The sequence below is a fragment of the Streptomyces sp. NPDC059994 genome, assembly GCF_042737755.1.
GTDB lineage: Bacteria > Actinomycetota > Actinomycetes > Streptomycetales > Streptomycetaceae > Streptomyces.
On sequence record NZ_JBHWUR010000045.1, the window covers coordinates 21,025 to 35,012 of the forward strand.

Annotated in this window: 10 protein-coding genes; all 10 read left to right on the top strand. The window is 72.8% G+C overall.

What is annotated here, in order from left to right; all coding sequences use genetic code 11:
• Positions 1-38 precede the first annotated feature (38 nt).
• The 10 genes from ACFWA7_RS22160 (at position 39) to galK (ending at position 13,721) form a co-directional block, all read left to right on the top strand.
• Complete coding sequence (locus ACFWA7_RS22160) at positions 39-1,376, top strand: ubiquitin-like domain-containing protein (RefSeq protein WP_385824724.1); 1,338 nt, start codon at positions 39-41, stop codon at positions 1,374-1,376.
• Complete coding sequence (rsmA, locus tag ACFWA7_RS22165; RefSeq protein WP_385548377.1) at positions 1,373-2,233, top strand: 16S rRNA (adenine(1518)-N(6)/adenine(1519)-N(6))-dimethyltransferase RsmA; 861 nt, start codon at positions 1,373-1,375, stop codon at positions 2,231-2,233. The genes ACFWA7_RS22160 and rsmA overlap by 4 nt, the downstream gene beginning before the upstream one ends.
• Positions 2,230-3,156 (top strand): 4-(cytidine 5'-diphospho)-2-C-methyl-D-erythritol kinase, encoded by a 927-nt coding sequence (locus tag ACFWA7_RS22170; protein WP_385548380.1) that lies wholly within the window; start codon positions 2,230-2,232, stop codon positions 3,154-3,156. Before rsmA ends, ACFWA7_RS22170 begins: the two co-directional genes overlap by 4 nt.
• Before the next feature lie 592 nt (positions 3,157-3,748).
• A complete protein-coding gene (locus ACFWA7_RS22175; protein WP_385824726.1) occupies positions 3,749-5,554 on the top strand; it encodes an ABC-F family ATP-binding cassette domain-containing protein in 1,806 nt (601 codons plus the stop codon).
• Between the two features lie 257 nt (positions 5,555-5,811).
• Positions 5,812-7,596 carry a PQQ-binding-like beta-propeller repeat protein gene (locus ACFWA7_RS22180; protein WP_385824728.1) on the top strand — a complete coding sequence of 595 codons (1,785 nt, stop codon included), beginning with the start codon at positions 5,812-5,814 and terminating at the stop codon, positions 7,594-7,596.
• 49 nt (positions 7,597-7,645) lie between these two features.
• Positions 7,646-9,457 carry a PQQ-binding-like beta-propeller repeat protein gene (locus tag ACFWA7_RS22185; protein ID WP_385824730.1) on the top strand — a complete coding sequence of 604 codons (1,812 nt, stop codon included), beginning with the start codon at positions 7,646-7,648 and terminating at the stop codon, positions 9,455-9,457.
• Positions 9,458-9,722: 265 nt separating this feature from the next.
• Positions 9,723-10,397: a LuxR C-terminal-related transcriptional regulator gene (locus ACFWA7_RS22190; protein WP_385824732.1), complete on the top strand. Its 675-nt coding sequence runs from the start codon at positions 9,723-9,725 to the stop codon at positions 10,395-10,397.
• 162 nt (positions 10,398-10,559) lie between these two features.
• Positions 10,560-11,609 (top strand): galactose-1-phosphate uridylyltransferase, encoded by a 1,050-nt coding sequence (galT, locus tag ACFWA7_RS22195; RefSeq protein WP_385547568.1) that lies wholly within the window; start codon positions 10,560-10,562, stop codon positions 11,607-11,609.
• Positions 11,606-12,574 (top strand): UDP-glucose 4-epimerase GalE, encoded by a 969-nt coding sequence (gene galE / locus ACFWA7_RS22200; protein ID WP_385824734.1) that lies wholly within the window; start codon positions 11,606-11,608, stop codon positions 12,572-12,574. Before galT ends, galE begins: the two co-directional genes overlap by 4 nt.
• Complete coding sequence (gene galK, locus ACFWA7_RS22205; protein ID WP_385824736.1) at positions 12,567-13,721, top strand: galactokinase; 1,155 nt, start codon at positions 12,567-12,569, stop codon at positions 13,719-13,721. The genes galE and galK overlap by 8 nt, the downstream gene beginning before the upstream one ends.
• Positions 13,722-13,988: the final 267 nt, after the last annotated feature.

Genomic DNA, 13,988 nt, shown 5'->3' on the forward strand with positions numbered 1-13,988 from the left:
GGCCTCGATGGGACGACCGGCCGGAACTCTGGAGCGCCGTGAGGAATTCGCAGGGCAGTCACCGTGCCGCACGCGGCGGCCGCCGCGCGGCGACCAGAACCGCCGAGCCGCCGTACCCGCAGGAGGCGCCGCCACCCGCCGAGCCGCCCTCGTACGACACGTACGAGACGCAGCCGGCCGAGGTGCCGTGGCCGCGCCGGGCCGCGGGCCAGGAGGAGGGCTCACGGGTCGGCGCGCGGCGGGCCGCGCGGCGCCGCAGGAGCGGCGGGCTCTTCGGCGCCGGCCCCGACACCCTGCGCCGGCTCATCCCGCAGGCCCTGGTGGTCGCCTGCCTCGCGGGCGGGACCACCGCGTTCCTCGCCAACGACAAGGCGGTGCGGCTCACCGTCGACGGTGTCCCGCGCACCCTGCACACCTTCGCGGACGACGTCGACGAGCTCCTCGCGGACCAGCACGTGAGCGTCGGCGACCACGACATCGTCGCGCCCGGCCGCCACGAGGCGCTGACCGGCGACGACGAGGTCGTCGTCCGCTACGGCCGCCCCGTCGCGCTCACCCTCGACGGCCGGCGCCGCCAGGAGTGGGTCACCGCCCGGACGGTGGACGGGGCCCTGCGCCAGCTCGGTGTGCGGGCCGAGGGCGCGTATCTGTCGGCCTCCCGTTCCTCCGCGATCGGCCGCGCCGGGATGGGCCTGGACGTGCGCACCGAGCGCCAGGTCACCTTCCTCGCCGACGGCCGCGAGCGCACGATCCGCACCAACGCGGCGACCGTCGCCGAGGCCATCGAGGAGGCCGGGATCTCCCTCCGGGGCCAGGACACCACCTTGGTGGCGCCGTCGGCCTTCCCCCTAGACGGCCAGACGATCACCGTCATGCGCATCACCGGCAGCCGCGAGGTCCGCGAGGAGCCCATCCCGTACGAGGTCGAGAAGACGAAGGACGACTCGCTCCTCGCCGGGACCGAGATCGTCGACCGGCCCGGGCAGCGGGGCTTCCGCAAGGTCACCTACGCGCTGCGGACCGTCAACGGCGTCCGGCAGAAGCCGAGGAAGGTGGCCGAGCAGGTGATGCGCCGGCCGGTCACCCAGACCGTGCGGGTCGGCACCAAACCGCTGCCCGAGGTGGTCGGCGGCGCCGACCGCCTCGACTGGAGGGGGCTCGCCCACTGCGAGTCCGGCGGGCGCCCCGGGGCGGTCGACCCGACCGGGAACTACGGCGGGCTCTACCAGTTCGACGGCCGCACCTGGCACGCCCTCGGCGGCAGCGGCCTCCCGCAGCACGCCAGCCCCTCCGAGCAGACGTTCCGGGCGAAGAAGCTCTACGTACAGCGGGGGTCGAGCCCGTGGCCGCACTGCGGCCGTAGGCTGTATCGGTGAGCACCACTGATCCCGATGCCCTCCTCGGCCCCGCCGACATCCGTGAACTGGCCGCAGCGCTGGGCGTACGCCCCACCAAGCAGCGCGGCCAGAACTTCGTCATCGACGCCAATACGGTCCGCCGGATCGTACGGACGGCGGGGGTGCGGCCCGACGACGTCGTGGTGGAGGTCGGGCCCGGCCTCGGCTCCCTGACCCTGGCGCTCCTGGAGGCGGCGGACCGGGTGACGGCCGTCGAGATCGACGACGTGCTCGCGGGCGCGCTGCCCGGCACGATCGCGGCCCGGCTGCCCGCCAAGAAGGACCACTTCACGCTGGTCCACTCCGACGCCATGCTGGTCCAGGAGCTGCCGGGCCCCGCGCCCACCGCGCTGGTCGCCAACCTCCCGTACAACGTGGCCGTGCCCGTCCTGCTGCACATGCTGGGCCGCTTCCCGACGATCGAGCGGACGCTGGTCATGGTCCAGGCGGAGGTCGCGGACCGGCTCGCGGCGAAGCCCGGCAACAAGGTGTACGGCGTGCCGTCGGTGAAGGCCAACTGGTACGCGGAGGTCAAGCGCGCCGGGTCCATCGGCCGCAACGTCTTCTGGCCCGCCCCCAACGTCGACTCGGGCCTGGTCTCCCTGGTCCGGCGCGCCGAGCCGGTGCAGACCACCGCCACCAAGGCGGAGGTCTTCGCGGTGGTGGACGCGGCCTTCGCCCAGCGCCGCAAGACCCTGCGGGCCGCCCTGTCCGGTTGGGCCGGCTCGGCCGCCGCCGCCGAGGAGGCGCTGGTCGCCGCCGGGATCTCGCCGCAGGCGCGCGGCGAGGCGCTGACGGTGGAGGAGTTCGCGCGGATCGCGGAGGCCAAGAAGTGACGGTGACGGTCCGCGTCCCCGCCAAGGTCAACGTCCAGCTCGCGGTCGGCCCGGCCCGCCCCGACGGCTTCCACGACCTGGCCAACGTCTTCCTGGCCGTCGGCCTGTACGACGAGGTCACGGCCACGCCCGCCGACGAGCTGCGGATCACCTGCTCCGGCCCGGACGCGGACAAGGTCCCCCTGGACCGTACGAACCTGGCGGCCCGCGCGGCCGAGCTCCTCGCAGCCCGCTTCGGTCTGTCCCCTGACGTCCACCTCCACATCGCCAAGGACATCCCGGTCGCGGGAGGCATGGCGGGCGGCAGCGCGGACGGCGCGGCGGCGCTGCTCGCCTGCGACGCGCTGTGGGGCACGGGCGCGTCACGGGCCGAACTGCTCGACATCTGTGCCGAGCTCGGCAGCGACGTCCCGTTCAGCCTGGTCGGCGGGGCGGCGCTGGGCACGGGCAGGGGCGAGAAGCTCACGCCCCTGGAGGTCGGCGGCACGTTCCACTGGGTCTTCGCGGCGGCCGACGGCGGGCTTTCCACCCCGGCGGTCTACCGCGAGTTCGACCGCCTCACGCCTCGGGCGCCGTCCCCGGCGGCGGACCCGGCGTTGCTGGCCGCGCTGCGCACGGGCGACCCGTTCGCGCTGGCGCCGGTCCTGGCGAACGACCTCCAGCCGGCCGCACTGTCCCTGCGCCCGTCGTTGGCGCAGACGCTGGCGGTGGGCACGGCGGGGGGCGCCCTGGCGTCCCTGGTCTCGGGCTCGGGCCCGACCACGGCGTTTCTCGCCGAAGGCGAGGAGAGCGCGCACCAGATCGCCGCGGCTCTGACGGCCTCGGGCACCTGCCGCTCGGCCCGGGTGGCGACTTCCCCTGCACGTGGGGCGACGGTGCCGGCTGCCTCCCCCGCCCCTGGGGCGACTGCGGATCTGGGCTGAGCCCCGGCCCCCGGGCATTCGCGGTAACTGTGGTCCTGGGCTGAGCCCCGGCCCCCTGGGGGCGCGGGGAACCGCGCGACCGGCCACGCATGGTCCGCAGCCGCAAGAGGTCGTTCGTGGTCTTGGGCTGAGCCCCGGCCCCCTGGCGGCGCGGCGGACTGCGCGACCGGCCACGCATGGTCCGCAGCCGCAAGAGGTCGTTCGTGGTCTTGGGCTGAGCCCCGGCCCCCTGGGGGCGCGGCGGACTGCGCGACCGGCCACGCATGGCCCGCAGCCGCAAGAGGTCGTTCGTGGTCTTGGGCTGAGCCCCGGCCCCCTGGCGGCGCGGCGGACCGCGCGACCGGCCACGCACGGTCCGCAGCCGCAAGAGGTCGTTCTTCGTCCGCGGCCCGGTGGGGGCTGGTCGCGCCCACGCGGCGGAGCCGCGAATGTCACAGCCCCGCGGCCCTGAAAGCGAGGCACCACGTGCGCCCGGGGCGGGGCGGCCGGGCAACCGTGTGCGCCCGGGGGCGGCGGGCACCTCGGCGCGGTGAGGGCCCTTCGCCCGGGAAGTACCCTGGGGGACGATCCAAGCCCCCTGCTCAGGAGTGAAATGGCCGTCAATCTGGTCAATGTCGAGGCAGTCAGCAAGGTATACGGCACCCGTGCCCTGCTCGACGGCGTCTCCCTCGGCGTCTCCGAAGGGGACCGGATCGGGGTGGTCGGCCGCAACGGAGACGGCAAGACCACCCTCATCCGGATGCTCGCGCAGCTGGAGGAGGCGGACACCGGCCGCGTCACCCACGTAGGCGGGCTGCGGCTCGGCGTGCTCACCCAGCACGACTCGCTGGACCCGGAGGCGACCGTCCGCCACGAGGTGATCGGTGACCTCGCCGACCACGAGTGGGCGGGCAACGCCAAGATCCGCGACGTGCTGACGGGTCTGTTCGGCGGCCTCGGTCTGCCCGGCTTCGAGCACGGCCTGGACACGGTCATCGGGCCCCTCTCCGGCGGCGAGCGCCGCCGCATCGCGCTCGCCAAGATCCTCATCGCCGACCCGGACCTGATCATCCTGGACGAGCCCACCAACCACCTGGACGTGGAGGGCATCGCCTGGCTGGCCGCCCACCTCCAGGCCCGCCGCTCGGCGCTGGTGTGCGTCACCCACGACCGGTGGTTCCTGGACCAGGTCTGCACCCGGATGTGGGACGTGCAGCGGGGCAGCGTCTACGAGTACGAGGGCGGCTACTCGGACTACGTGTTCGCCCGGGCCGAGCGGGACCGCATCTCCGCGACCGAGGAGGCCAAGCGGCAGAACCTGATGCGCAAGGAGCTGGCCTGGCTGCGGCGCGGCGCCCCCGCCCGCACCTCCAAGCCGCGCTACCGCATCGAGGCCGCCAACGAGCTGATCGCCGACGTGCCGCCGCCGCGCGACACCTCCGAGCTGATGAAGTTCGCCAACGCGCGGCTCGGCAAGACCGTCTTCGACCTGGAGGACGTGACCGTCCAGGCCGGACCCAAGGTGCTGCTCAAGCACCTGACCTGGCAGCTCGGCCCGGGCGACCGGATCGGCCTGGTCGGGGTGAACGGCGCGGGCAAGACCTCGCTGCTCCGGGCGCTGGCCGAGGCGTCCCGTACCGACGGCGAGGCGCAGCCCGCGAGCGGGCAGATCAAGGTCGGCAAGACCGTGCGGCTCGCCTACCTCTCGCAGGACGTCACCGAACTCCCCGCCGAGCTGCGGGTCCTGGAGGCCGTACAGCAGATCCGGGACCGGGTCGACCTCGGCAAGGGCCGGGAGATGACGGCCGGGCAGCTGTGCGAGCAGTTCGGGTTCACCAAGGAGAAGCAGTGGACGCCGGTCGGGGACCTCTCCGGCGGTGAGCGGCGCCGTCTCCAGCTGCTGCGGCTGCTGATGGACGAGCCGAACGTGCTGTTCCTCGACGAGCCCACCAACGACCTCGACATCGAGACGCTGACGCAGCTGGAGGACCTGCTCGACGGGTGGCCGGGCTCGATGGTCGTCATCTCGCACGACCGGTTCTTCATCGAGCGCACCACCGACCGCGTGTGGGCGCTGCTCGGCGACGCGGCCCTGCGGATGCTGCCGCGCGGCATCGAGGAGTACCTGGAGCGGCGCAAGCGGATGGTCGAGACGGCCGCCCCCGCCCCGGCGCCGGCCGCCGCCCGGCCCGCCGGTACGGCTTCGTCGGCCGACAGCCGGGCCGCCAAGAAGGAACTCCAGCGGATCGAGCGGCAGCTGAGCAAGATCTCCGACCGGGAGACGGGGCTGCACGCACAAATCGCGGACAATGCCACGGACTTCGAGAAGGTCGCCAAGCTCGACGCGGAGCTGCGCGCGCTCATCGGCGAGCGCGACGACCTGGAGATGCGTTGGCTGGAACTGGCCGAGGAGGCCTAGGAACGTGTGGGGTGCGTGGGGCGCGTGAGGACGCGTGACGAGTCGTAAAGAGCACGTGCAAACTCCATAACAGCCGCATCACAGGCCGGTCCGCCCTTGGGAACAGGGGCGGACCGGCCCCGTGTTCGAGGGGTTGTGGGTGATAGAAAGAAGCTCCGCTCGTCTGACGCAAACTGTGCGGGACCATGTCCGATTCCGCTCCGGAAACGCGGGGGAGTCCGTTCGGGCAGCGGTCCGCACGAAGGGGGAAACACGCTGTGACCCAGCCGCCCAGCCAGCAGCCGCCGCAGGGGGGCTTCGGGGCACCCATGGACCCGCCCGCCGGGGCACCCACTCCGCCCGGCCAGCCGCCGCAGATGCCGCCGCCGCCCGCCGGCCCGCCGCCCGCGATGCCGCCCGCCCCGCCGCAGGGCGCGCCCGCGTACGGCTATCCGCAGGCGCCCGCTGCCCAGCCGGGCTACGGCTACCCGCAGGCACCCGGCCAGCCGGGCCCGTACGCCCAGCAGCCGGGTCCGTACGGCCAGCAGCAGGGCCCCTACGGCGGTTACCCGACGCAGCCCCAGTACCCGGGCGCCCCGATGCCGGAGCAGCCGGGCGGGGGCCGCAACCCCTTCAAGGGCAAGCCCGCGGTGATCATCGCGGCGGCCGTGGCCGGTCTGCTCGTGGTCGGCGGCGGCGTGTACTTCGCGACCAAGGGCGGCGACGGCGACAAGAAGCCCGAGGCGAAGAAGAGCCAGGCCGCCCAGCCCACCGGCTCCCCGACGACGGACACCGGCGACGGCAAGGGCGACGGCCGGGCCGGGGCCGACGACCTCAACGCGGGCCGCAAGGACGGCGAGGCGAAGGTCTGGCTCCAGGAGAACGCCACCCAGCTGACCCAGAACGGCGCCGAGCAGTCCGGCCCCTGGGTGATCGGCGACACCGTCGTCAAGGCGATGTACAAGGAAGTCATCGGCTATTCGGTGACGGACGGCAAGCAGAAGTGGAGCGTGCCGCTCAGCGCTCCGCTGTGCGGCGCGCCGCACCAGACCACCGCCGACGGCAAGATCGTCCTCGGTGTGCAGGAGAACAACACCAAGAACGCCAAGTGCAACCAGCTCCAGCAGGTCGACCTCGCGGCCGGCAAGGCGGGCTGGAAGGTGCCGGTCCCGTCGGAGAACACCTTCGACATCATGACCAGCTTCGACATGGCGATCAGCGGCAACACCGTGGCGGTGGCCCGGATGGGCGGCGTCAGCGGCTTCTCGGTCCTCGACGGCAAGAAGGTCTTCGGCCAGGAGCGCAGCGGCAACTGCCGCGCGGACGCCTTCGCGGGCGGCGCCAGGCTGGTCGCGGCGGGCAGCTGCACGGTCGGCGGTGACACGCTCGGGGTCGACCAGATCCAGGAGCTGGACGCGACGACCGGCAAGCCCAAGTGGACCAAGCAGTTCCCCAAGGGCTGGAAGGTCGCCCGGGTCTTCTCCGCCGACCCGCTGGTGGTCTACCTGACCAACAAGGACAAGAAGCAGTTCAACATCTCGACGTTCAAGCCCGACGGCTCGCTGCGCTCCGAGCTGAGCAGCAAGGACAGCTTCCAGCCGGAGTGCGGCTGGGCGATCTTGGACCGTGACCTCCAGGGCTGCCTGGGCACCGCCGCCGACGCCAACACGCTCTACCTGCCGACCGAGCCCAAGCGCAGCTCCGGCGACGGCTTCGGGCGCACCAACGAGGTCGTGGCGTTCGACCTCAACACCGGCAAGGAGAAGTGGCGTTCGACCGCGGGCGCTGCCCGCACGATGCTGCCGCTGAGCGCCGAGAACGGCAAGGTCCTCGCCTACATCGCGCCCACCACCGAGCAGGGCGGCGCGGTCGCGGAGATCGCGCCCACCGGCGGTCAGCCGAAGATCGTGCTCCAGAACCCGGCGTCCACCGCCTCCATCGAGAACGGCTTCTTCTCCAAGCACGTGGCCTACCGCGACGGCCGGCTGTTCATCCTCAACGGCCGGGTGACCAGCCCCAAGGGCGACACCAAGGAGAAGGCCCTGATGGGGTTCGGCAACTGATGAACGCGCCCGCTTCCGCCCACTTCCCTTCCGCAGAGGTACGTACGCCATGAGCCAGCCCCCTCAGCCGCCCCAGCAGCCGGGCGGTTTCGGCGCCCCGCAGGAGCCCCCGGCGGGCGGCTTCGGCGCGCCCACCCCGCCCCCGGCGGGCGGCTTCGGCGCCCCGACGCCGCCGCCCCCGGCGATGCCTCCGGCGCCTCCGGCCCAGCCGCCGACGGCCCCGGCGTACGGCTATCCGCAGGCCCCGCCGCCCGGGCAGCCGTCCGCGTACGGCTATCCGCAGACGCCGCCCCCGGCCCAGCCGGGCTACGGCTACCCGGGCCAGCCGCAGCAGGGCTACGGCTACCCCGGCCAGCCCGTCACCCAGCCCATGGCGCCGCAGGGCCCTCCGGGCGGCCCCGGCGGCAAGAAGCCCAGCACCCAGACGACGATCATCATCGCGGCGGTCGTCGCGGTGGCGCTGATCGTCGGCGGCGGCGTCTGGTACGCCAAGGGCAAGGACGGCGACAAGAAGGACGAGTCCAAGTCCGGCTCCACGCAGGGCGCCGACGGCGGCAAGGACGGCAAGGAGGGCGGTTCGACCGGGGGCGGCGGCAAGGAGCAGGCTCCTGCCAACGTCGCCTCCAAGGTGCTCTTCCAGGTGCCGCAGCCCAAGGTCGCCGACCTGGTCCACGTCAACGGCTCCTGGCTGACCGACAAGGTGTACGCCAAGTCGGGCGTCAACGAGATCGTCGGCTACGACTCCGCCAAGGGCACCCAGCTGTGGAAGCTGCCGCTGCCCGGCGCGGTCTGCGCGGCGACCACGCACGTCACCTCCGACGGCAAGACGGCGATCATCTACGAGGGCCCCAAGGCCTCCGGCGAGAAGTACGCGCGCTGCACCGAGGTCGCGGCGCTCGACCTCGCCACCGGCAAGCTGGCCTGGACGAACTCCGTCAAGGACGGCGACCGCAAGGCGATGTACGAAGAGGTCACCGTCGGCGGCGGCACGGTCGCCACCGGCGGCACCTCGGGCGGCGCCGCCTGGGACCTGGCCACCGGCAAACTGCTCTGGCAGCCGAAGATCACCACCGACCAGTGCAAGGACGCCGGTTACGGCGGCGGCGAGGCGCTGGTCGCGGTCCGCAAGTGCGGCGACTACGACAACCCCACGGTCACCATCCAGCCGCTGAACCCGAAGACGGGCGCGCCGGCCGCCTCGTACAAGATGCCGGCCGGTGTCCAGTACGCGCACATCGTCTCGACCAAGCCGCTGGTCGTGGCCGCCGACGTCGGCGACACCGCCGGCGACGGCAGCGGGATCTCGGACTTCTTCTCGATCGACGACAAGACCGGCAAGCTGCTGGCCCGCATCCCGGCGCCGGGCGACAAGTACGCCGCCGACTGCGACTCCACCGAGGTGGAGAAGTGCACCTCGGTCGCGGCGGGCGGCGGCAAGCTGTACGTCCCGACGGAGGAGCACGACGGCGCGGGCGGCAACGGCTACTCCGGCCGCACCAACGAGATCCTCGCGTTCGACCTGGCCACCGGCCAGCCCGTGCCCGGCAAGGCCGACGCGGGCGACGGCTCCTCGCTGGCGCCGCTGCGGATGGACGGCAACAACGTCATCGCGTTCAAGAAGCCCCCGTACGACAAGGGCAGCCAGATCGTCAGCGTCGACGGCGGCAGCTTCAAGCAGACGGTCCTGCTGCAGAACCCGGCGGACACCTCCGTGCGGGACGCGCTCTCGCAGTTCGGGCCGGAGTACGGCGAGATCCGGTACAACCAGGGCAAGCTCTTCATGTCGGCGACGCTGCTCTCCAAGCCGAGCACGCTGACCGACGAGAAGAAGTACCTGCTGATCGGCCTCGGCACCGGCTGATCCCGCGCCGCCGTTCGTACGGCGTCAACTTCTCCATCACGGCGGCCCCGGTCGCGGAGCACCCTCCGCGGCCGGGGCCGCCGCGTTCACCTGGGAGAACACAATTGTTCGCCAAGTAGTCCTGATTGCCGGGGATTTCGGCAATCCGGGCGTCTTCTCACCGGTAGGGGGCGCGCGACGTCGAACAAGCGTGTAGCTTGCCGGGGCAGGGAGGGGCCGGGCCAGGGGAGTTGGCAACGTGCCCCGGGGGGATGGGGGTTGCTCGATGGGCGTGCGGCTCATGGTGGTCGACGACCACCGCCTGCTCGCCGAGGCTCTGGCCTCGGCACTGAAGCTCCGCGGGCACCGGGTGCTCGCCGCGGCCGCTCCGGTCGCCGGGGCGGCGGAGCTGGTGGTGGCACGGGCGCCGGAGGTGTGTCTGCTCGGCACGGCCGCGCCCGCCGAGCCGGGGGTGTTCGACCCGATCGTCAAGATCAAGCGGGAGCGGCCGCAGGTGGCCGTGGTGGTGCTCGGGCCGGTGCCCAGCCCGCGCGGGATCGCCGCTGCCTTCGCCGCGGGCGCTTCCGGGTACGTACGGCACGACGAGCGCATCGAGGGCGTGGAGCGCGCCATGGTCAAGGCGCGGTCCGGGGAGGCGGCGGTGGCGCCGCAACTGCTCCAGGGCGCCTTCGCGGAGCTGCTCAACCCGGTCGCGCAGCCGGACGACGAGGGGCAGCGGCTGCTGCAGATGCTGACCCCGCGCGAGGTCGAGGTGCTGGTCCGGGTCGCGGACGGCGAGGACACCCGGCTGATCGCCGCGGGCATGGGCATCGCCCCCTCCACCGCGCGCACCCATGTCCAGCGCGTCCTGATGAAGCTGGGCGTCGGCTCCCGCCTTGAGGCGGCGGCGCTGGCCGCCCGTACGGGGCTCCTGGACCGGGCGGTCCCGCCGACGGGCTGAGCCGGACCTCTTTTTCTGTTGCTTCGCGCTGTGGGCGCGGCCGCGTGGCGGTCGCGCCCACAGCCATGTCCGGCTCTCTTCTGCGGAGTCTTCGGCGCGCCCATTGACTGATGGTGTTGGCTCGTGGTTCTTTATGTTCGGTTCTGTTTGATGGAGGTGCAGGTGAAGAAGACGTCGACCCGGCTCGCCGACGGCCGCGAGCTGCTCTACTACGACTCGCGGGACGACGTCGTACGGGACGAGACGGACACCCGGCCGCTCGACCCCGTCTCCACCGCCTCGGAGGTCCGCCGCGACCCCCTGCTCGGGGACTCCGTGGCCATCGCCTCCCACCGCCAGGGCCGCACCTACCATCCGCCCGCCGACGCCTGCCCCCTGTGCCCCTCGCGCGACGGGCGGCACAGCGAGATCCCGGCCGACGACTACGACGTGGCCGTCTTCGAGAACCGCTTCCCGTCCCTCGCCGGGGACTCCGGTCGCTGCGAGGTCGTCTGCTTCACCCCCGACCACGACGCCTCCTTCGCCGACCTCACCGAGGAGCAGGCCGCCCTCGTCCTGGAGGCCTGGACCGACCGGACCGCCGAGCTCGCCGAACTCCCGCAGGTGGAGCAGGTGTTCTGCTTCGAGAACCGGGGCGCCGAGATCGGCGTCACCCTCGGCCACCCGCACGGCCAGATCTACGGCTACCCCTTCACCACCCCCCGCACCGCCCTGATGCTCCGCTCACTGGCCGAGCACCGCGAGCGCACCGGCGGCCGCAACCTCTTCGACGACGTGGTCGAGCGCGAGCTCGCCGAGCGCGTCCGCCTCGTCCTGGAGGGCGAGCACTGGGTCGCCTTCGTGCCGTACGCCGCGCACTGGCCGTACGAGGTGCACCTCTACCCCCGCCGGCGCGTCCCGGACCTGCGGGCCCTGGACGACGAGGCGCGCACAGAGTTCCCACAGATCTATCTGGAACTCTTGAGGCGCTTCGACCGGATCTTCGGGGACGCCGAACCGCCCACGCCGTACATTTCGGCCTGGCACCAGGCGCCCTTCTCCGAAAGCGCCGACCGGCACGAATTCGCTCTGCATCTGGAGCTTTTCACCGTTCGCCGCACTTCCGGCAAGCTGAAGTTCCTCGCGGGTTCCGAATCCGGCATGAGTGTGTTCATCAATGACGTGCCGCCGGAGGCCGCGGCCCGGCGACTGCGAGAGGTAGCGAGTTCATGAGCGGGAAGTACCTGGTCACCGGTGGTGCCGGCTATATCGGCAGCGTGGTCGCGCGCCACCTCCTGGAGGCGGGCCACACGGTGACCGTCCTCGACGACCTCTCCACGGGCTTCAGGGAGGCCGTCCCGGCGGGCGCGGAGTTCGTCGAGGGCCGCATCCAGGACGCCGGGCGCCGGCTGGACCACTCGTACGACGCCGTGCTCCACTTCGCCGCGTTCTCGCAGGTCGGCGAGTCGGTGGCGCGCCCCGAGAAGTACTGGACGAACAACGTCGGCGGCACCATGGCGCTGCTGGACGCGATGCGCGCGGCGGGCGTGCGCAAGCTGGTGTTCTCCTCCACCGCCGCGACCTACGGCGAACCGGCCTCCGCCCTGCTCACCGAGGCCGACCCGACCGCCCCCACCAGCCCCTACGGCGCCTCCAAGCTCGCCGTCGACCACATGATCACCGGCGAGGCGGCCGCCCACGGCCTCGCGGCCGTCTCGCTGCGGTACTTCAACGTGGCCGGGGCGTACGGAAGTTGCGGCGAGCGCCACGACCCCGAGTCGCATCTGATCCCGCTGCTCCTCCAGGTCGCCCTCGGCAAGCGGGAGTCGATCTCCGTGTTCGGGGACGACTACCCGACCCCGGACGGCACCTGCGTACGCGACTACATCCATGTCGCCGACCTCGCCGAGGCGCATCTGCTGGCGCTGGACGCGGCCACCGCGGGCGAGCACCTGATCTGCAACCTCGGCAACGGCAACGGCTTCTCCGTCCGCGAGGTCATCGAGACCGTACGGAAGGTCACCGGGCACCCGGTCCCCGAGGTCACGGCCGGTCGGCGGCCGGGCGACCCGGCGGTCCTGGTGGCCTCCGCCGCCCGCGCTCACGAGCGGCTCGGCTGGCAGCCCTCCCGCGCGGACCTCGCGGGGATCGTCGCGGACGCCTGGGAGTTCGCACGGCGGGAGAACGCGGATGTCTGATCCCGCTGACATCGCCGACGAGTTCCAGGAGCTGTACGGCAGGGCCCCCGAGGGGGTCTGGGAGGCGCCCGGGCGGGTCAACCTCATCGGGGAGTACACCGACTTCAACGACGGTTTCGTGATGCCGCTGGCGCTGCCGCGCACGGCGGTCGCGGCGGTCGCGCGGCGCACCGACGGGGTGCTCAGGCTGCACTCGGCGGACATGGACGGCGGGGTGGTCGAGCTCGGCGCCGACGCCCTGGAACCCTTCTCGGGCGGCGGCTGGGCGGCGTACCCGGCCGGTGTGGTCTGGGCGCTGCGGGCGGCGGGCCACCCGGTCACCGGCGCCGACATCCACCTGTCCTCGTCCGTGCCGACCGGCGCCGGGCTCTCCTCCTCGGCGGCCCTGGAGGTCGTGACCGCGCTCGCCCTGAACGACCTGTTCGGACTAGGGCTCACCCGGCCCGAGCTGGCGCGTATCGCCCAGCGCGCCGAGAACGCCTTCGTGGGCGTCCCCTGCGGGATCATGGACCAGACCGCGTCCGCCTGCTGCGCCGAGGGCCATGTGCTCCACCTGGACACCAGGGACCTCTCGCTGCGCCAGGTCCCCTTCGACCTCGCCGCGCACGGGCTCGCGCTCCTCGTGGTGGACACCCGCGTGAAGCACGCGCTCGGAGACGGCGCGTACGCCGATCGGCGCGCCGCCTGCGAGGCGGGTGCGCGGGCGCTCGGAGTGCGCACCCTGCGCGAAGTTCCGTACGCGCGCCTCGACACTGCGCTGGCCAGGCTCGACTCCGAAACCGTTCGCCGGTGCGTACGCCATGTGGTGAGCGACAACGAGCGGGTGGAGCGGGTCGCGGCGCATCTCGCGGCGGGCGATCCGCGTGCGGCCGGCCCGGTCCTGACCGAGGGCCACGCCTCGCTCCGCGACGATCTGCTGGTCTCCTGCGCCGAGTTGGACCTGGTCGTGGCCGCGTCGGTGGCGGCCGGGGCGCTCGGCGCGCGGATGACGGGCGGCGGCTTCGGGGGGTCCGCGGTCGTTCTCGTGGAGGCGGCGATGGTGGACACGGTCACCAAGGCGGTCGAGGAGGCGTTCGCGGCGGCCGGCTACACGGCGCCCGGGGTCTTCCCGGCGGTCCCGTCGGCGGGGGCGCGAAGGCTGCGCTGAGCACTTCGCCGGATGCGTGGTCGTTCGGCTGCGGGCCGTCTGTGGCCGGTCGCGCCCACGCGGCGGAGCCGCAGATGTCACGGCCCCGCGCCCCTGGCTGTCGTCCCGTACCGAGCGGTCAAAGCCGCTTGGTCAGGGTGAACTCTGTGACGCCCGGCGGATTGTCGGGTACCTGGCCCGCCGCCTGGTACCCCTGTTTGCGGTAGAAGCCGGGCGCCTGGCTGTGTCTGTCAGTGCCCTCCGGGCACGGGCCCAGGTTTCCTGGTG